The 19,807-nt window shown below is 61.4% G+C and carries 16 protein-coding genes; 11 read left to right on the forward strand and 5 right to left on the reverse strand.

All coding sequences use genetic code 11. From position 1 onward, the window contains the following. Positions 1-231 precede the first annotated feature (231 nt). Both ACW5W8_RS04960 and ACW5W8_RS04965 read right to left on the reverse strand, forming a co-directional pair. On the reverse strand, positions 232-3,291 hold the full coding sequence (locus tag ACW5W8_RS04960; protein ID WP_498626701.1) for a beta-galactosidase: 3,060 nt from the start codon (positions 3,289-3,291) through the stop codon (positions 232-234). Between the two features lie 189 nt (positions 3,292-3,480). Then, on the reverse strand, positions 3,481-4,488 hold the full coding sequence (locus tag ACW5W8_RS04965) for a substrate-binding domain-containing protein (RefSeq protein WP_088868202.1): 1,008 nt from the start codon (positions 4,486-4,488) through the stop codon (positions 3,481-3,483). A gap of 202 nt (positions 4,489-4,690) precedes the next feature. On the opposite strand from ACW5W8_RS04965, the gene galE reads away from it, so the two are divergent. The 5 genes from galE (at position 4,691) to bacA (ending at position 9,885) form a co-directional block, all read left to right on the forward strand. Then, positions 4,691-5,704: a UDP-glucose 4-epimerase GalE gene (gene galE, locus ACW5W8_RS04970; protein WP_498626703.1), complete on the forward strand. Its 1,014-nt coding sequence runs from the start codon at positions 4,691-4,693 to the stop codon at positions 5,702-5,704. A gap of 60 nt (positions 5,705-5,764) precedes the next feature. Next, positions 5,765-6,823, forward strand: a complete 1,059-nt coding sequence (locus ACW5W8_RS04975) for a UDP-glucose--hexose-1-phosphate uridylyltransferase (RefSeq protein ID WP_498626763.1) — start codon at positions 5,765-5,767, stop codon at positions 6,821-6,823. Next, the gene (gene galK, locus ACW5W8_RS04980) at positions 6,820-7,968 is read left to right on the forward strand and encodes a galactokinase (RefSeq protein ID WP_498626705.1); all 1,149 of its coding nucleotides are present in this window, start codon (positions 6,820-6,822) and stop codon (positions 7,966-7,968) included. The genes ACW5W8_RS04975 and galK overlap by 4 nt, the downstream gene beginning before the upstream one ends. Then, entirely contained in the window at positions 7,965-8,954 is a 990-nt protein-coding gene (galM, locus tag ACW5W8_RS04985; protein WP_498626707.1) for a galactose-1-epimerase, read from the forward strand. The genes galK and galM overlap by 4 nt, the downstream gene beginning before the upstream one ends. 115 nt (positions 8,955-9,069) lie before the next feature. Beyond that, complete coding sequence (bacA, locus tag ACW5W8_RS04990; protein ID WP_005355537.1) at positions 9,070-9,885, forward strand: undecaprenyl-diphosphate phosphatase; 816 nt, start codon at positions 9,070-9,072, stop codon at positions 9,883-9,885. Positions 9,886-9,946: 61 nt separating this feature from the next. Here the strand turns inward: bacA and ACW5W8_RS04995 are convergent, their stop codons facing one another. The 3 genes from ACW5W8_RS04995 to ACW5W8_RS05005 form a co-directional block, all read right to left on the reverse strand. Then, positions 9,947-10,642 carry a ChrR family anti-sigma-E factor gene (locus ACW5W8_RS04995; RefSeq protein WP_498626710.1) on the reverse strand — a complete coding sequence of 232 codons (696 nt, stop codon included), beginning with the start codon at positions 10,640-10,642 and terminating at the stop codon, positions 9,947-9,949. Beyond that, positions 10,635-11,204, reverse strand: coding sequence for a sigma-70 family RNA polymerase sigma factor (locus tag ACW5W8_RS05000; protein ID WP_005355542.1), 570 nt, complete (start codon positions 11,202-11,204; stop codon positions 10,635-10,637). The genes ACW5W8_RS04995 and ACW5W8_RS05000 overlap by 8 nt, the downstream gene beginning before the upstream one ends. A gap of 140 nt (positions 11,205-11,344) precedes the next feature. Beyond that, positions 11,345-11,911, reverse strand: a complete 567-nt coding sequence (locus ACW5W8_RS05005; protein WP_498626712.1) for an LON peptidase substrate-binding domain-containing protein — start codon at positions 11,909-11,911, stop codon at positions 11,345-11,347. A 137-nt stretch (positions 11,912-12,048) separates the two neighbouring features. On the opposite strand from ACW5W8_RS05005, the gene ACW5W8_RS05010 reads away from it, so the two are divergent. The 6 genes from ACW5W8_RS05010 to nirB all read left to right on the forward strand — a co-directional run bounded on the left by ACW5W8_RS05010 (position 12,049) and on the right by nirB (position 19,756). Then, positions 12,049-12,225 (forward strand): hypothetical protein, encoded by a 177-nt coding sequence (locus tag ACW5W8_RS05010; RefSeq protein ID WP_498626713.1) that lies wholly within the window; start codon positions 12,049-12,051, stop codon positions 12,223-12,225. Beyond that, the gene (gene argS, locus ACW5W8_RS05015) at positions 12,222-13,967 is read left to right on the forward strand and encodes an arginine--tRNA ligase (protein ID WP_498626715.1); all 1,746 of its coding nucleotides are present in this window, start codon (positions 12,222-12,224) and stop codon (positions 13,965-13,967) included. The genes ACW5W8_RS05010 and argS overlap by 4 nt, the downstream gene beginning before the upstream one ends. Before the next feature lie 3 nt (positions 13,968-13,970). Further along, the gene (locus tag ACW5W8_RS05020; protein WP_498626716.1) at positions 13,971-14,819 is read left to right on the forward strand and encodes an SPOR domain-containing protein; all 849 of its coding nucleotides are present in this window, start codon (positions 13,971-13,973) and stop codon (positions 14,817-14,819) included. Between the two features lie 186 nt (positions 14,820-15,005). Further along, positions 15,006-15,539, forward strand: a complete 534-nt coding sequence (gene hslV / locus ACW5W8_RS05025) for an ATP-dependent protease subunit HslV (protein WP_005340772.1) — start codon at positions 15,006-15,008, stop codon at positions 15,537-15,539. Between the two features lie 78 nt (positions 15,540-15,617). Continuing rightward, entirely contained in the window at positions 15,618-16,946 is a 1,329-nt protein-coding gene (gene hslU / locus ACW5W8_RS05030) for an ATP-dependent protease ATPase subunit HslU (RefSeq protein WP_498626718.1), read from the forward strand. A 263-nt stretch (positions 16,947-17,209) separates the two neighbouring features. Next, complete coding sequence (nirB, locus tag ACW5W8_RS05035; protein WP_498626720.1) at positions 17,210-19,756, forward strand: nitrite reductase large subunit NirB; 2,547 nt, start codon at positions 17,210-17,212, stop codon at positions 19,754-19,756. The last annotated feature ends 51 nt before the right edge of the window (positions 19,757-19,807 follow it).

Raw genomic sequence — 19,807 nt, forward strand, 5'->3', positions numbered from 1 at the left:
ATTGAGCAAGCGCCAATCAATGTAATCAGTTTGTTGTCATTTCTTCTGTGATCATGACGACAAAATGAAAACGATTACACTCTGTTACATTGAAACTTTATTTTTATTTTTCAAATACATATAAATTAAAATTAGATTTGAGACTCAATCTTTCCCACAGCATTGAGGCTAGTCGTTACTGGTCTGTTGTCAAAATGGCGTACTGGCTCGACAGTCGCCTCAATAGCTGGCTTAACGGAGAGTGCAGCCCCAACGGTAACGACGCTCGAGCAATTGATACTCGGGACGCACACTCTGGCTCCAGGAGTCATCCCCGCCCACCCCCATATGGGCGCCATCGAGGCAGACCCACAGCCCCTCTTCGGCCACCAGATCGCTCTGGTGACGAGCAGCGGCCAGCTGTTGCTGACTGAAGCGGCTGGCACTGAAATGGAAGCTGCCGCTCACCGTCGTGCTGCCCAGCTGCAGCTGACGAGTATCGCAGCGCAAGCCGTTGTCGCTCGGGAAAACATAAGGGGTATGCATCGCCTCCAGCGGCAAACTCCAGCGCCCCAGATCGGCGCCCAGCAGGCGATCGGGATAGTTCTCGTGAGGGCCTCGACCCAGCCATTCTGCTCGCGCCGGCACCTCGGCCAGATGGAGCAGCAGACCGATCCGCGGCAGCGATGGCAACGCCTGCGCCAGCTCGGTCTCTATCTCCAGGCTCATGGTGCCGTCGTCGGCAAAACGGTGATGCCAGTGACTCACCAGCAGCAGCTCATCGTGGTGGAAGTAGCCGTGACTGACCCGGATATCCGCTCCGGCGACCGCGATCCCCAAGCAGCGGTGCAGCCACTGACCGAGACCACAGCCCTGCCAGCGAGCAATCCAGGAGTTGGGGTCGGCGTGATCCGCTTCGCTGGTGCCGATGTCGTTGTCGAGTGGCGCTCGGTAGAAGTGATCCATGATCGGCGCCAGCAACTGCTCCTGCCCCGATTTTTGCCAACTGGTGATACGGCCGCTCAGCTTGTCGAGCCACCACTGGCTGTTTGCGGCAGTGACCAACCAGCCATCCGGCTGTTCGGTCAGGGTGGCGGCAGCGACCGGCGCTGGCAGGGCAAGGGGGGTCGGCAGGGTGAACTGCTGACGGGCGACCTTGTGATCCGCCTGCGACCAGAGGGTGGCCTGTGACTGAACGATGGCCAGATCGAGCCAGGCCAGTGAGCCTGCCGCAAAGGCGGGCAGCGTCCCGCTCAGGGTCAACTCGACCACCCCTTGCGGCGCCAGCTCAAGGGAAACCTCCCCTTGCTGCTGCACATGGCCGTTCTCGCAAAGCTGCCAGCTGAGCCGCTCGTTGTCGGTTTCCCGGAACAGGTATTCGCTCTCGATCCGCACCCGCAGCGGGGTGTGCTCAAGCAGGGTGAACTGGAACGGCTGCTGGGCACGTTTTGCCTCGAACAGGGTGGGATGGGGGGTGCGATCCGGGAACAGCAGGCCGTTGCAGCAGAATTGGCGATCGTTTTGCACATCACCAAAATCGCCGCCATAGCCCCAGTAATGGCGACCATCGGCGGTGTATTTGTCGAGCCCCTGATCGACCCAATCCCAGACGAACCCGCCTTGCAGACGAGGATGATCGCGAAACGCCTGCCAGTAGTGGCCGTATCCCCCCAGACTGTTGCCCATGGCGTGGGCGTACTCGCAGAGGATCAGCGGCCGGGTCTCTTCCGGCAGGCCGATCCACTTGGCCAGCGCCCACTTGGGCACCGCCGGGAAGGGTTGATCCTGATGGGTTCTGGCATACATGGGGCAGATGATGTCGGTGGCCGGGGTATCGGCCCCGCCCCCCTCGTACTGCACCGGACGGCTAGGGTCGCTGCGCTTGATCCAGCCATACATGGCATCGTGGGCCGGGCCGTAACCCGACTCGTTGCCCAGCGACCAGATGATGATGGAGGGGTGATTGAAGTCCCGTGCCACCATGCGGGTCGCCCGCTCCAAAAAAGCGTTGCTCCAGGCGGGATCCCGCGCCAGCCGCCCCATGGGGGTCATGCCGTGGGTCTCCAGATTCGCCTCATCCACTACATAGAGACCGAGTCGATCGCAGAGGCGATAGAAGTCTGGGTGGTTGGGATAGTGGGAGCAGCGCACCGCATTGAAGTTGTGCCGCTTCATCAGCAGCAGATCCCGCTCCATGGTAGTGCGATCGATGGCATAACCCTTGGCGGGGTGGTGTTCATGACGGTTGGCACCGCGAATAAGCAGCGGCTGACCGTTGACCCGCAGCAAGCCGCCACGGATCTCCACCACCCGGAAGCCCACATCGCACGCCTCGCTCTCGATGGCCTGGCCCTGTTCGTCCAACAGGGTCAACGTCAGGCGATAGAGATGGGGCGTCTCGGCGCTCCACTTGTGCGCCGCTGCCACGTCGAGCCACAGCTCGGCGCGATCGTCGTAAGCCCCTTTTTCATCAATAGGTTGGGTGCCGATCGGCTGGTGCAGGGTCGCGACCCGCTCGCTGCCGTCATAGAGATTGGCTTCTACCGAGAGGCCAGCAGCATTAGCGACTTGCAGGGCAATTTTGAGGCGGCCATCACGATAGCAGGCATCCAGCTCGGGGGTGACCCGGATATCCATCAGATGGCGGGACGGTTTGTGCAGCAAGCTGACGGAGCGGAAGATCCCCGACAGCCACCACATATCCTGATCTTCCAGATAGGAGCCGTCGGACCAGCGCAGCACCAGCACCGCCAGCCGGTTGCGACCGCTGTGCAGATAAGGAGTCAGATCGAACTCGGCGGGCAGCCGACTGTCCTGCGAGTAGCCGACCCAATGGCCGTTGCAGAACAGGTGGAAGGCGCTGCTCACCCCGTCAAAGATGATCCGGCTCTGGCCGCTGGCCAGCCAGTCGGCGGGCAGATCGAACTCGCGGGAGTAGCAACCGGTGGGGTTCTCTGCTGGCACTCGCGGTGGATCGCAAGGAAAGGGGTATTTGATATTGGTGTAGATGGGGCCATCGGTAAGCGGCCGCGCAGCCGGATAGGCGGCATCAAGCTGCCAGTTACCCGGCACGGTAATGGGGCAAGCATCCACCAGATCCTGCGCCGGCCAGCTCTCGGGTACCAATTCGGGAGCGGCAAAGAAGGAGAAGCGCCACTCGCCATCGAGCAAGAGACGGGAGGAAGAGGCCAGATCACCCCAGGCATCCGCTTCGCTGCGCCAGCTGAACATGGGGGTATGGGCAGCCAGCCGGTTTACCGACGTAATGGCCTGAGTCTGCCAATCCTGACGCGCCACTATCTCCCTGAGCATTCACTCTCTCCCTGCTGATTGGAAAACGTATTCAGTCTAGAGAAGTATGACGCAGGGAACGGCGATCTCGCTCACACAGATGTAAACGATTACACTGATTTTGTTAAGTAAAGCGGAGTAAAAATGATTAAAAATAGGTAAAACAATAACCGTGCAAGAAACGGCCCCGAACAGGGCCGCAAAAGGGGGCTATCCGGCCCGAACCGGTGCCACCGAGTGACGATTGATCAGGGTGGGGGTATAGATCCGACTCTGGGTCGCGTCACTCTCCCCCGCCGCCAGCTGAATGGCCAGCTTGGCCGCCTGGGCCGCCATCAACTCGATGGGATAGCGCATGGTGGAGAGCTTGGGGCGCAAATATCTGGCATAGATGATGTCATCGAAGCCCACTACCGAGACCTCCTCCGGCACTCGCAGGCCGTTGTCCGCCAGCACAGAGATGGCGCCCGCCGCCATGGCATCGTTATAGGCCACCACGGCGGTCACCTTGAGCCCCTTGGCCAGCAGGTTGAGCATGGCGCGCTCGCCCCCCTCCTCGTTCGGGGTGCCACTCTCGATAAGCTCGGGATCGGCTGCCAGACCGGCTTCCATCAGTCCATCCTGATACCCCTGCAGACGCAAGGTGGCATCCTCGATGGCGTGATCCGAGCTGATAAAGGCGATATGGCGGTGACCCAGCTCGATCAGATGACGGGTCGCCGTAGCGGCACCCAGCCGGTTGTTGAGGGCGATGCAGCGCCCCTTAAGGGCAGGAATATCGCGGTTGATCAACACCATGCCGGGCACCCGCATGGCGTAATCGCACAGTTCCTCGTCGCTCAGCGCCTTGCTGTGCACCACCAGCGCCTCGCAACGCTTGCCGATCAGCAGCTCGATCGCTTCACGCTCCTGACGCGCCTTGTGAAAACCGTTACCCATCAGCAGGTGGAGGTTCTGCTCGACGGCGATGCCGGAGACCCCCTTCACCAGAGCACCGAAGAAGGGATCGGCCACGTCACCGACCACTACCCCCATGGTGTCGCAAGTCTGGCTGACCAGTGCCCGCGCGTTGGCATTGGGGGTATAGCCCAGTTCGGCCATGGCCTTCTGCACCACTTCGCGAGACGCGGCGCTGGCCTTGGGGGAGTTGTTCATCACCCGTGAAACCGTTGCCACCGACACATTGGCCAAACGGGCGACATCCTTGATGGTGCTCATGCTGTTTTCACTTCTTTCACTGTGCAATAGAGCGCCATTATACCCAGCAAACCCATTGAAAACAGGGGTGAAATAATTATCTGCCGTCAGGATGATCACAAAAACAGTGTAATCGTTTACACTGTTTTGCAAGCAAGCTCACAGTTTGGTCGCCACACCCTCGGCTAGACTCCTTCCAGACACTTTTTCAGTGGAGAGCAAGATGAACGTTCTGGTCACCGGCGGCTGCGGATATATCGGCAGCCACACCTGTCTGGCCCTGCAAGCGGCAGGCATGAATCCCGTGGTGGTCGACAACCTCGGCAACAGCAAACGCAGCGTGCTGGCCCGAGTCGCGGCTATCAGCGGCCAGCAACCCCTGTTCTATCAAGGGGATATTCGCGATGCGGCCCTGCTGGACCGGATCTTCGCCGAACAGCAGATCGATGCAGTGATCCACTTTGCCGCCCTCAAAGCGGTCGGTGAATCAACCCGCATTCCACTGGATTACTACGAGAACAACCTCGGCGGCACCCTCACCCTGCTGCAGGCAATGAAGCGGGCCGGAGTACACAATCTGGTGTTCAGCTCCTCGGCCACCGTCTACGGTGATCCGGCCAGCCTGCCAATCCGCGAAGATTTCCCCCGCAGCGCGACCAACCCCTACGGCCGATCCAAGCTGATCATCGAGGAGATCCTAGAGGATCTGCAGCTCGCCGAGCCGCACTGGAGCATGACCCTGCTGCGCTACTTCAATCCGGTCGGCGCCCACGAATCGGGCACCATGGGTGAAGACCCGCAGGGCATCCCCAACAACCTGATGCCCTATATCACCCAGGTCGCCATCGGCCGTCGCGACTGCCTCTCGGTCTTTGGAAACGATTACCCCACCCCGGACGGCACCGGTGTACGCGACTACATCCACGTAATGGATCTCGCCGAGGGGCACGCCAAGGCGCTGCAGCACTGCGCCGGCAAGGACGGCGTGCACACCTACAACCTGGGCACCGGCCAGGGCCAGAGCGTGTTGCAGCTGGTCGCCGCTTTCTCTGCGGCCTGTGGCAAGCCGCTGCCATTTCGCATCGAACCGCGTCGCCCGGGCGACATCGCCGCCTGCTGGGCCGATCCGGCCAAGGCCGAGCGCGAGCTGGGCTGGCAGGCGGCCCGCAACATCGACGCCATGTGCGCCGACAGCTGGCGCTGGCAATCCGCCAATCCGAATGGTTACGAGGAGTAGGCCTGCCTGCTCCCTGTTAATAGACGACCCTATTTTTCAATACCTTATTCAGGAGAGATGATGTTCAACCCCGTCGATCATCCCCATCGCCGCTTCAACCCGCTGACCGGCCAGTATGTGCTGGTCTCCCCCCATCGGGCCAAACGCCCCTGGCAGGGACAGGTGGAGAAGGTGAGTCAGGCCCCCAAACAGGCCCACGATCCCGACTGCTTCCTCTGCGCGGGCAACACCCGGGTCACTGGCGACATCAACCCCGACTACAAGGGCACCTTCGTCTTTACCAACGACTTCGCTGCTCTGATGCAGGATACCCCGGCCGCCGATAGCGCCAGCGATCCCCTGCTGAAACTGGAGGCCGCCCGCGGCACCAGCCGGGTGATCTGCTTCTCGCCGGATCACGGCAAGACCCTGCCCGAGCTGCCGCTGCCCGCCATCGAAGGGGTGATCACCACCTGGATGGATCAGGTCGCCGAGCTGTCGGCCCAGTGGGAGTGGGTGCAGGTCTTTGAAAACAAAGGGGCCGTCATGGGCTGCTCCAACCCTCACCCCCACGGCCAGATCTGGGGCAGCGACTTCCTGCCCAACGAGATCGCCCGCGAAGAGCAGCACCAGCGCGACTGGCTGGCCGAGCATGGCCGCCCCATGCTGCTGGAGTATGTGGAGCGGGAGTTGGCGGATCGCTCGCGCATCGTGGTGGAGACCGAGCACTGGCTTGCCGTGGTTCCTTTCTGGGCCGCCTGGCCGTTCGAAACCCTGCTACTGCCCAAGGCGCACGTCCCCTCCATGCTCAACCTGACCCAGGCCCAGCAACAGGATCTGGCAGTAGCGCTCAAGGAGCTCACCAGCCGTTACGACAACCTGTTCGAGTGCAGCTTCCCCTACTCCATGGGCTGGCACTTTGCACCGCCCAAATCGGAGTGCCCCGAGGCGTGGCAACTGCACGCCCACTTCTATCCGCCACTGCTGCGCTCCGCCACCGTGCGCAAATTCATGGTCGGCTTCGAGATGCTGGCCGAAACCCAGCGCGACCTTACCCCCGAGCAGGCTGCCGAGCGGCTGCGTGCCCTGAGCCCCGTTCACTACACCCAGACCAGCCACACCAATGAGGAGGCCCTATGACCCCCAGCCAACGCGTCAGCACCGTTTTTGCCGAGCAATTTGCCAAAGCGCCCGATCTGCTGGTGCGCGCCCCCGGCCGCGTCAACCTCATCGGTGAACATACCGACTACAACGACGGCTTCGTGTTGCCCTGCGCCATCGACTACGAGACCTGCGTCGCCATCGGCCTGCGCGATGACCAACTGGTGCAGGTGTTCGCCGCCGACTACGACAACCAGCGTGACCAGTTCGACCTCGACCAGCCCATCGAACACCACCCCAGCCAGCGCTGGAGCGACTACATCCGCGGTGTGGTGAAATACCTGCAAGCCCGTGGTTACGCCCTGCGCGGCCTCGATTTGGTGGTCTCCGGCAACGTGCCGCAGGGGGCGGGACTATCCTCCTCCGCCTCACTGGAAGTGGCCATCGGTCAGGCCTTCAAAGAGGCGCTGGGGCTCGATATCAGCCAGGCGGAGATCGCCCTCAACGGTCAGCAGGCGGAGAACAAGTTCGTCGGCTGCAACTGCGGCATCATGGATCAGACGATCTCCGCCAGCGGCAAAACCGACCACGCCCTGCTGCTCGACTGCCGCTCACTGGAGACCCGCCTCATCCCCATGCCCACCGATCTGGCGGTGCTGATCGTCAACTCCAATGTGCGCCGCGGTCTGGTGGACAGCGAATACAACACCCGTCGTCAGCAGTGCGAAGCGGCCTCCCGTCACTACGGGGTCAAGGCACTGCGCGATCTCGATCTGGCGGCTCTCGATGCAGGCAAGGCCGGACTGGATGAGGTCTGCTACCGCCGTGCGCGCCACGTGGTAGGCGACAATACCCGCGCCCTGGCCGCCGCCGATGCGCTGGCGCAAGGGGATCTGGTTCGTCTCGGCGAGCTGATGGCCGACTCGCACGCCGCCATGCGCGATGACTTCGAAATCACCGTGCCCGCCATCGATGGTCTGGTGGAGATCATCAAGGCCAGGATCGACACCGAGGGTGGCGTGCGGATGACTGGCGGCGGCTTCGGCGGCTGCGTGGTCGCCCTGCTGCGCCCCGAGAAGGTGGCCGAGGTGATCGCCGCGGTTGAGGCCGAGTATCCGACCCGCTTCGGCCTCAAGGCCGACTGCTACGTCTGCTCTGCCAGCGCCGGTGCAGGCAAGCTATGAGCAGCGCCATGACCCCGTTCGAGCTGGAAAATGAAGAGGGGCTGCGCCTGCGCGGCCTCGACTTCGGCGCAACCCTCACCTCCCTCACCCTGCCGGTGGCGGGCAAACGGCGTGAAGTGCTGCTGGGCTGTGCCGACGACGCCTATCCTACCCAGCAGGTGTGGCTGGGTGCGGTGGCCGGGCGTTTCGCCAACCGCATCGGCGGCGCCGAGCTGGTACGCGATGGCGAGCGCTGGCCGTTGGATGCCAATCAGGCACCCAACTGTCTACACGGCGGGCAGGCGGGCTTTCATCGCCAGCCCTGGCAAATCAAGGAGCTGGAGGCAGATCGGGTCAAGTTGGTGCTGCTCTCCCGGGCGGGAGATCAGGGCTTTCCCGGCAATCTGCGGGTGACACTGGAGTACCGGCTGGATCAGAGCGATCTGGTGGTGGATTTCATCGCCAGCACAGATGCCGCAACGCCGGTCAGCCTCACCAGCCACGCCTACTTCAATCTCGATGGGCAAACCGATGGCGGCGATGTCCGTGACCACCTCATCAGCATCAATGCCGATCACTTCCTGCCGACCAACCCGAGCGGTCTGCCGATCGCCATCTCCCCGGTGGAGGGGCCGTTCGATCTGCGCCGCGAGCGCCTTGTCGGGCTGGATTGGCTCAGCCATCCCCAGCAACAACAGGCCAAGGGGTACGATCATGCCTTTGTGCTCAACGGCCCAACGCAAGAGTGGGCTGCTCGCGTGGTATCAGGTGACAGGCAGCTGGCGATGGAGGTCTATACCAACCAACCCTCGCTGCAGTTCTACAGCGGCAACTGGCTGGCCAATACCCTCAACCGCAGCGGCCTGACACATCGGGATCACGACGGCTTCTGTCTTGAGGCGCAACAGCTACCGGACAGCCCCAATCGCCCCGAGCTGGGCAACCCCTGGCTGCTGCCTGGCGAGCGTTATCACCACCAGACCCGCTACCGCTTTATCCGCGACTAACTTAAAGGTTTCATGATTTTTACATAGCCTCAGCAGTCACAATCGAGCAAGATATGCCGCCCCGAGACCCTTTCGGGGCGTTTTTACATCAACGAAGTTAAGGATTGTTTGTTCGATGACTGACACTTATAGCCTGCTGGTCGCCTTTATTCTGGGCGTCGTCGAGGGGCTGACCGAGTTCCTCCCCGTCTCCTCCACCGGCCACATGATTATCGTCGGCCATCTGCTGGGCTTTGAAGGGCCCAAGGCTGCCACTTTCGAAGTGGTGATCCAGCTTGGCTCCATCCTCGCCGTGGTCGCCGTCTTCTGGCGCCGCCTGTTTGGCCTGATTGGCATCCACTTCGGCCAGAAGCCGTCCCGGGATCACGCGACCCTGTCGCTGGTGCATGTCATCCTCGGCATGATGCCCGCCATCGTGGTCGGTCTGGCCATCCACAGCTGGATCAAGGCCAACCTGTTTGGTCCGCAGACCGTCATGTACGCGCTGGTCGCGGGGGGCATCCTGCTCATCATCGCCGAGAAGTTCCGCCCGGCTGTCACAGCAGAAACCCTGGATGACATCAGCTACAAGCAGGCGTTCGGCATCGGTCTGTTCCAGTGTCTGGCCCTGTGGCCCGGCTTCTCCCGCTCCGGCGCCACCATCAGTGGTGGCATGCTGATGGGGATCAGCCGTCACGCCGCCGCCGAGTTCTCTTTCATCATGGCAGTGCCCATGATGGTGGCGGCCAGCGGGCTTGATCTCTACAAGAGCCGCGATTTCCTCTCGATGGCCGACTTCCCGATGTTTGCCGTGGGCTTTATCACCGCCTTCGTGGTAGCGATGTTTGCGATCAAGACCTTCCTGACATTGATCCGCCGCATCGACTTTATCCCGTTCGCCATCTACCGCTTTATCGTGGCATTCGCCGTCTATCTGGTGTTTGTCGCCTGACACCAGCAATCAAATTAAAAAAGGGACCAATCTGGTCCCTTTTTCTATGGCGTCATGGTGCTCAGTAGAGGTGCTGGCTGATGCCATTCAGCAGCCGCGACAACCCCTTGGTGAACTGCACCGGCGCATCCTGCACCGTGTAGCAGAGGCAGCCATCGGGCGTATGCGGGCTGTGGGAGTGGCTGGCATCGCGCCAGATGAAATCTCCCGCCTTGTAAAGGGTATCGCCATCCTGAATATTGCCAGCCAGCAGCAAGGTCAGCTCATAGCCCTGATGGGTGTGCTCGGGGATGCGACCGCCCGCTTCGATATGGAGCAAGCTGGCGCGCGCCCCCATCTCGTCCAGCGGCAAACTCTGCTGACGAATAGCCCCGATATGGCGCCACTTGGGCGAACGATAGCGGGCCAGCACCCGTGGCAAACGGTAGGCGTGACCGGCCACCTCCAGCTCGCCGGGCTGTGCTCGGGGCTGGTCATGTGTTGGCTCGGAGAGGGGCTCTGCCAGCGGCTGCGCCAGAATATCCGCCAGCATGGCGTCGAATCCGGCATCCAGCGCCACTTCATCGCGGGAGTCCGCCTCGGGCTCTGCTGGCGAGGCAAGATATTGCTGCGCCAGCTCCTCTTCGAATGTCTTCAGTCGGGCAGCACAATCGGGGCAGAGTTCACAGTGAGCGGAGAGCCCCACCGCCAGCGGCAGAGGGAGCTCGTCGGCGGCGAAGGCGCGCAACATCAGGTCGGTCGGATGGGCTTTAATCATGGCCTTGCTCCACTTGCTCTTTCAATTTCTGTAACGCCAGTCTGAGGCGGGACTTGATGGTACCGAGCGGCACGCCGAGTCGCTCCGCCAGCTCCTGCTGGGAGAACTCCTGCAGATAGATGCCGCGCACCACCTGCTGTTGCGGCTCCGGCAGGGTGCCCAGATAGTGGGCCATCTGACGGGTCAGCACCGCATCCTCACCGCCGCTCAGATGCTCCTCTTCAGCCTGAAACTCCAGCACGGGCCACAGCTCCTCGGCACAGAGATCCTCCTTGCTAGCGCGACGACGACGCAGCATGTCGAAGCACTGGTTGCGCATCACGGTGTAGATCCAGGTGGTCGGCGCCCCCTTCTCGGGGTGGTAGAGGCGCGCCTTTTGCCACACCAGCAGCATGGTCTCCTGCACCAGCTCCATGGCGTTGGCTTCGCTGCCGAGATGGCGCAGGCCGTAGCTGCGAATGCGCGGCGCAAAGTGTTGGAACAGGCGGGCAAAAGCAGCCTTGTCGGCCTGCTCTGCCACCCTGATCAATAGAGATTTGAGGTCGCCATCCGGGTTATCCATCACGGGCGAAGTCCTGCGTATGGTCGAGTGTGGTTGGCCAGTATATGCCATTGCGCCATCCCTTCTAGGTGCTGTCGAACATGCTGTGGTGAGAGGTTGTACGACTGCGGTTACCGGTCGGATCATCCAGGCAGTAGAAATCAGTGACTCGCCACCAGCACCCCTTTGAGCAGGGCCATTGCGGGTTGATTGTCCCTGGCGGCCAGCAACAACTGCTTCTGTTCAACCGGGATTGGTAATATCTCGAGCCAACGCTGCGCCACCCAGTTGCCGTCATCCCAATGAGGATGGGGATAAAGCGCAGCATAGTCGGGAAAATCGGCAAACACCTCACGCAGCTCATCAACCAGTGGTTGCTGGTCAGGGTGGACTCGGCGAGGGGGCCATGCTGACAGCAGGCTTACCTCACCAATACGCAAACCATCAGACTCCTGCCAGAGGTCGTTGATTTGGACCCGATCCATCCCCTGAACCGTGATCCCCAGCATGCCATCCGGCAGCCGATCGAAATCGATGATGGTGACCCGGGTGGCGATAGGCAGCATGTTGCGCATGGCATCCGGTTGACGTGGATCCACCATGCACAGAGCAAACCCCGACTCCCCGGCCTCAGCGATCATCCGCTGATATCTCGGTTCGAAGATCCGCAGCGGCATGATGCCGCCGGGCAACAGGTAAGCTGAGAGGGGAAAAAGCGCCAGTCGCATCACAAACTCCTCGGTTGGGAACATCTGTTGATACGCCCGCCCCGAGAGAGGCGATCATCACCCTGCCCGGCAATTGGAAAAACCCTTAACAATCAGGGGAAAATAGCCTAGACAACGCGCTTTGATATGCAGTAAAAATGGATAAGCACCATATCGCGGTCAATCTTCCGGATAATGGCGCCAAAACCAGTGAAATATCCGCCCGACTGCGAGCGGCGGGTCATCCCTATAGTTTTCTCGAGCCGATGCGGGTAAAATTCACGCCCTTATATATCAGTCATTTTTCGACGCGCAACCTTGGTGGTCAGTTATGAAAGAGCATATTCATCATCTACTTGAACAAACGGTAGCCAATCTCAAGTCAGCAGGCGTCCTGCCGGCGGACCTGGAAGCCCGCGTGCAAGTAGACCGATGCAAGGAAAAAGCTCACGGTGACCTGGCCACCAACCTGGCCATGCTGCTGGCCAAACCGGCCCGCAAAAACCCCCGTGAGCTGGCTGCTGCCATCATCGAGCACCTGCCAGCCTCTGACCTGATCGCCAAGGTCGAGATCGCAGGCCCCGGCTTCATCAACTTCTTCTTTGACACCCGCTGGCTGGCCGGTCAGGTCGAAGCCATGGTCGCCTCTACCAACGCCAATGTGAAACTGCCCGCTACCCAGACCGTGGTGGTGGACTACTCCGCCCCCAACGTGGCCAAAGAGATGGCGGTGCACCACATCCGCAGTACCGTGCTCGGTGACGTGGCTGCGCGCGCCCTGGAGTTCCTCGGCCACAAGGTGATCCGCGCCAACCACATCGGTGACTGGGGTACCCAGTTTGGCATGCTGATCGCCTATCTGGAGAAGATGGCCAATGAACACGCCTCCGACATGGAGCTGCGTGACCTGGAAGCCTTCTATACCCAGGCCAAGCGTCACTACGACGAAGACGACGCTTTCGCCGAACGCGCCCGCAACTACGTGGTCAAGCTGCAGGGTGGCGATGAGTACTGCCGCACCATGTGGAAGAAGCTGGTCGACATGACCATGGAGCAGAACCAGCGCAACTACGACCGCCTGAATGTCTCCCTGACCAACAAGGACATCATGGGCGAGTCCATGTATAACGACATGCTGCCCGAGATCGTCACCGACCTGAAAGCCAGGGGGCTGGCGGTCGAGAGCGAAGGCGCCACCGTGGTCTTCCTGGATGAGTTCAAGAACAAGGATGGCGAGGCCATGGGCGTCATCATCCAGAAAAGCGATGGCGGCTTCCTCTACACCACCACCGACATCGCCTGTGCCAAATACCGTTATGAGACCCTGGGCGCCGACCGTGTCATGTATTTCATCGACTCCCGTCAGCACCAGCACCTGATGCAGGCCTGGACCATCACCCGCAAGGCGGGCTATGTGCCGGAATCCGTGCCCCTCGAGCACCACGCCTTCGGCATGATGCTGGGCAAGGATGGTCGTCCCTACAAGACCCGCTCCGGTGGCACCGTCAAGCTGGTTGACCTGCTCAACGAAGCAGAAGAGCGCGCCGCCGCCCTGCTGGAGAGCCGCAACAGCGACCTCTCTGCCGAAGAGAAGGCCAACGTGGTCAACGCCATCGCCATGGGCGCGGTCAAGTATGCGGATCTCTCCAAGAACCGCACCACAGACTACATCTTCGACTGGGATCTGATGCTGTCGTTTGAAGGCAACACCGCCCCTTACCTGCAGTACGCCTATACCCGTATCCAGTCCATCTTCCGCAAGGCCAACATCGATGCCGCGACCCTGACCGGCAACGTGACCCTGAACGAAGAGGCGGAAGAGACCCTGGCCCAGAAGCTGATCCAGTTCTCCGACGCGGTTAACGGCGTGGCCGACAAAGGCATGCCGCACCTGCTCTGTACCTACCTGTACGAGTTGTCCGGCAACTTCATGACCTTCTACGAAGCCTGCCCGATCAACAAGGATGGCGTGGACGAGGCAACCCGCCAGAGCCGTCTGCTGCTGTGCGCCGCCACCGCCAAGGTGTTGAAACTGGGCCTCGGCGTACTGGGCATCCACACCCTGGAGCGCATGTAATAGATGGCAACCCGGGATTATGTCGGCAGCCGCCCGCGACGTCGGGCGGGTGGCCGCAATACCAAGAAAGCGGCCCCTCGCCGCTTTCCTGTTATTCCAGTGCTGCTGGTGGTGGCACTGCTGGCAGGCTTTGGTGGCTTCCTTTACATGATCAATGGCAAGGGCAACGACGCCCCCACCATTGAGGAGCAGGTGAAGGCCAACAAGCCAAAAGCGCAGAATAACGGGCTGCCTCAGGAGAAGTGGAGCTACATCGAACGGCTTGAGAACAAGCAGGTCGATATCATAGAGCCACCGACCCAGCCGGGTGTGCTGCCGCCACCGCCGGCAGATACCCTGACCCTGCAGCCGGAAAAACTGCCACAGCCAGTGCCGACCGACATTCCCCAACCGGGTACCCCCATCGGCCAGGCCAAGCCCTACCTGCCCAATCCGGCCACGACCCCCTCCACATCAGGGGCTCCGGTCGCCAACGCCCAGGAACAGGCCATCGACCGCAAGGCCGAACGGGAGCGGATGGAGCGGGAGATCCGCGCCGAGCTGGAACGGGAGCGCGCCGAAGCGGCCAGGGCCAAAGCGGCCACCCCGCCAGCCCAGACAGCCGCCGCCGCCGACGGCGGTCGCTATATGATGCAGTGCGCCGCCCTGCGCTCGCAGGATTCCGCAGAGTCGCTCAAGGCGCGCATCGCCTTCACCGCCGGTCTCTCTTCCAGCCTGCAGGTGATCAATGGCGCCAACGGCACCGTCTACAAGGTGATGGTGGGCCCCTTCAACGGCAAGGCCGCCGCCGATGCGGCCAACAGCAAGCTGCAGAGCTCCGGCATCAGCGGCTGCATTCCCAAGAAAGGGTAATCCGCTTACCGATGACGCAGGGCCGGGTGGCAACACCCGGCCCTGTTCTTTTGGTGCCACTCGCACCCACGTTGTTTGCCACCTACTTGTCCCGACCAAAGGCAGGGTTGAAAAGCCCGTTTGCCATCCCCATCTTTCTTGCCATGCACAGTCAGGCCGTCATTCGGCTCAAGCGAGGTAAGTAAAGTGACTACCATAGTTTCAGTTCGCCGCAACGGTCAGGTCGTCATCGGTGGCGATGGCCAGGTTTCTCTGGGCAACACCGTCATGAAGGGCAACGCCCGCAAGGTTCATCGCCTCTATAACGGCAAGGTGCTGGCCGGTTTCGCTGGCGGTACCGCCGACGCCTTCACCCTGCTCGAGCGTTTCGAAGCAAAACTGCAGGCCCATCAGGGTAATCTGGAGCGCGCCGCCGTGGCGCTGGCCAAAGATTGGCGCACCGATCGCGCCCTGCGCCGCCTCGAGGCGCTGCTGGCCGTGGCCGACGAACACAAATCCTTCATCATCACCGGCAACGGTGACGTGGTGCAGCCGGAGCACGATCTCATCGCCATCGGCAGCGGCGGCAACTTTGCCCAGTCCGCCGCCATCGCGCTGCTGGAAAACACCGAGCTGGATGCCAGGACCATTGTCGAGAAGTCCCTCAAGATTGCGGGTGACATCTGCGTCTTCACCAACGGCAACCACACCATCGAAGTGCTGGACTATTCGGCGAAATAAGGCCGCCAAATAAGCCCACCAGCCAACCCCATTTCCCAAGGGGCGGACACTGCCCGCCCCGGATACAGGAACACCATCATGTCCGAGATGACCCCGAGAGAAATCGTCCACGAGCTGGACAGACACATCATTGGTCAGGCCGATGCCAAGCGTGCCGTTGCCGTTGCCCTGCGCAACCGCTGGCGCCGGATGCAGCTCAACGAAGAGATGCGCCATGAAGTGACCCCGAAAAACATCCTGATGATCGGCCCGACCGGTGTCGGCAAGACCGAGATCGCCCGTCGTCTGGCCAAGCTGGCCAACGCCCCCTTCATCAAGGTGGAAGCGACCAAGTTCACCGAAGTGGGCTATGTCGGCAAGGAAGTGGACAGCATCATCCGCGATCTGACCGATGCCGCCATCAAGCTGGTGCGCGAAACCGAGATGGAGAAGATGAAATACCGCGCCGAGGAAGCCGCCGAAGAGCGCATTCTCGACGCCCTGCTGCCCAACCCGCGCAACACCTGGGGTGAGGAGGAGAAAGCCGACAACTCCAACACCCGCCAGATCTTCCGCAAGAAACTGCGGGAAGGTCAGCTGGATGAGAAAGAGATCGAGCTGGAGCTCTCCGCCTCCCCGATGGGGGTCGAAATCATGACCCCGCCGGGCATGGAAGAGATGGCCAACCAGCTGCAGGGGCTGTTCCAGAACCTGGGCCAAGCCCAAAAGAAGAAGCGCAAGATCAAGGTCAAAGAGGCCATGAAGGCGCTGATCGAAGAGGAAGCGGCCCGTCTGGTCAATCCGGAAGAGTTGAAGCAGAAAGCGATCGCCGCGGTCGAGAACAACGGCATTGTCTTCCTCGACGAGATCGACAAGATCTGCAAGCGCGGCGAGAGCTCCGGTCCCGATGTCTCCCGTGAAGGGGTTCAGCGCGACCTGCTGCCACTGGTTGAAGGTTGCACCGTCAACACCAAGCACGGCATGGTCAAGACCGATCACATCCTGTTTGTCGCCTCCGGCGCCTTCCAGATCGCCAAGCCGTCAGACCTCATCCCCGAGCTGCAGGGTCGCCTGCCGATCCGGGTCGAGCTGACCGCACTGACCACTGATGACTTCGAGCGGATCCTGACCGAACCGAACGCCTCCCTGACCGATCAGTACAAGGCGCTGATGGCCACCGAAGGGGTCAACATCGAGTTCACCCAGGATGGCATCCGCCGTCTGGCCGAAGCGGCCTGGCAGGTTAACGAGCGTACCGAGAACATCGGTGCCCGTCGTCTGCACACCGTGATGGAGCGCCTGATGGAAGATATCTCCTATGACGCCTCCGAGAAGTCCGGCGAGACCTTTGTCATCGACACCGACTACGTCAACGCCCACCTCGGTGCGCTTGTCGAGGATGAGGATCTGAGCCGCTTTATTCTGTAAGCGCAGTTCTGTTTGTAAAAAAACGCCTCCAGAAATGGGGGCGTTTTGCATTTTAAGACCCAGCCCCTGCTCTCTATGTCCCACTCGCACCCAGCAGCAAAACACTCAACTGGTATACCTATTTTTGTATATCTTTGAATTTTATCGAATTACCCCTGACGAGATATATAAATAGACGCTTGATTTACATCAATTGCCCGCCCCGACTGACTGGGTAGCCTAGCCCCAGAATGATGTTTTATTACTCCAAACTAGAGGCAATCATGAGCAAAGTCAGACTGGTCGTTGTGGGCAACGGCATGGTGGGGCACCGCTTCATCGAAGAGTTGATCGAGCGGGCCGAGCCGGGCCGCTACGAGATCACCGTCTTCGGTGCAGAACCCCGTCCCGCCTACGATCGCGTCCATCTCTCCTCCTACTTCTCCCATCACACCAGCGAAGATCTCTCCCTCGTCAAACCCGGCTTCTACGACAAGCACGGCATCCGCCTGCTGCTCGGCGAAGCGGTGAAAACAATCGACAGGGCCAACCGCGAAGTGCACTCCAACAAGGGCACTGTGGTCAGTTACGACAAGCTGGTGCTGGCCACCGGCTCCTACCCCTGGGTGCCGCCCATTGCGGGCAGTCAGCACCACGAGTGCTTCGTCTATCGCACCATCGAGGATCTGAAAGCCATCCGCAGCGCCGCCAAGAGCGGCAAGAACGGGGTGGTGATCGGGGGTGGCCTGCTTGGTCTCGAAGCCGCCGGCGCACTCAAGGCGCTGGGTCTTGAGACCCACGTGGTGGAGTTTGCTCCTGTGCTGATGGCCGAGCAGCTAGACGGTCAGGGCGGCCAGTTGCTGCGCCGCAAGATTGAATCCATGGGCGTGCAGGTACACACCAGCAAGAGCACCAGCGAGATCCTGATGCATGGCGGCGAGCAGGCGAAACACCGCCTCGCTTTCGCCGACGGCAGCCAGCTTGAAGTGGACGTGGTGGTCTTCTCCACCGGCATTCGCCCGCAAGATACCCTGGGCCGTTACGGTGATCTCGCTATCGCCGAGCGCGGCGGCATCGTCATCGACGATCACTGCCTGACCTCCGACCCCGACATCTACGCCATCGGCGAGTGCGCCGCCTGGCAGGGCCGCTTCTTCGGACTGGTAGCGCCGGGCTACAAGATGGCCCAGATCACCGTCGACCATCTGCTCGGCGGCGACAGCCGCTTCGAGGGGGCGGACATGAGCGCCAAGCTGAAACTGCTCGGCGTCTCCGTCGGCTCCATCGGCGATGCCCACGGCCGCACCCCGGGCAGCCACAGCTATGTGTTTCAGGACGATCAGGCCGGCGTCTACAAGAAGATCGTGGTGAGCGAAGACAACAGCCGATTGCTCGGCGCCGTGTTGGTGGGTGACGTGGAAGATTACGGCAACCTGCTGCAGATGATGCTCAATGCCCTGCCGCTGCCGAGCCACCCGGATACCCTGATCCTGCCCGCCTACGCCGGTGCCAAGCCGACGCTGGGGGTGGATGCCCTGCCGGAAAGCGCCCAGATCTGCTCCTGCTTCGACGTCTCCAAGGGCGACATCGCCAAGGCGGTGGCCGAGGGTCACACCACCCTGGCAGCCATCAAGCAGCACACCAAGGCCGGTACCGGCTGCGGCGGCTGTGTGCCGCTCATCAGTCAGGTACTCAACGCCGAGCTGGTGAAGCAGGGCATCGAGGTCAACAACCACCTCTGCGCCCACTTCCCCCACTCCCGTCAGGAGCTGTTCCATCTGGTCAAGGTGGAGGGGATCAAGAGCTTCGACGAGCTGCTGGCCAAGCACGGTCAGGGTTATGGCTGCGAGGTGTGCAAACCGACCGTCGGCTCCATTCTCGCCTCCTGCTGGAACGAACATGTGCTGAGCCCGCGCAATATCCCGCTGCAGGACACCAACGATATCTTCCTCGGCAACATGCAGAAGGACGGCAGCTACTCCGTCATCCCGCGCATGGCCGGTGGGGAAGTGACCCCGGAAGGGCTGCAGGCGGTGGCCGAAGTGGCCCGCGACTACAAGCTCTACACCAAGATCACCGGCGCCCAGCGCATCGGCCTGTTCGGGGCCCAGAAGGATGATCTGCCCGCCATCTGGCGCAAGCTGCTGGCGGCGGGCTTCGAGACTGGTCAGGCCTACGCCAAGGCACTACGCATGGCCAAGACCTGCGTCGGCAGCACCTGGTGCCGCTTCGGCGTGCAGGACAGCGTCGGCCTCGGGGTCTTCCTCGAGAACCGCTACAAGGGCATTCGCACCCCGCACAAGATGAAGTTCGGTGTCTCCGGCTGTACCCGCGAGTGTGCGGAAGCGCAGGGCAAGGACGTCGGCATCATCGCTACCGACGCGGGCTGGAACCTCTATGTGGGCGGCAACGGTGGCATGAAGCCGCGCCACGCCGATCTGCTGGCGTCTGACCTCGACCGCGAGACCCTCATCAAGCTGATAGACCGCTTTATGATGTTCTACGTCACCAGCGCCGACAAACTGCAGCGCACCTCGGTCTGGCTCGGCAATCTGGAAGGGGGCGTCGACTACCTGCGCGAGGTGATCGTCGATGACAAGCTGGGGCTGGCCGAGACGCTGGAGCGCGATATCCAGACTCTCATCGACAGCTACGAGTGCGAATGGTCGCGCACCCTCAATGAAGAGGAGGCGCTCAAGCGCTTCAGCCACTTCATCAACAGCGACAAGCGCGATCCGGACGTTCAGTTCGTTGCCGAGCGAGACCAGCACAGACCCGCCACTCCGGCCGAGCGCATCCCCGTCTACCAGATCGAGGTGGAAACCAAATGATGAAACTTGCCTGCCAACTCAACGGCATCCTGATGGGCTGCATGGACGTTT

This window comes from Aeromonas aquatilis (assembly GCF_054052405.1).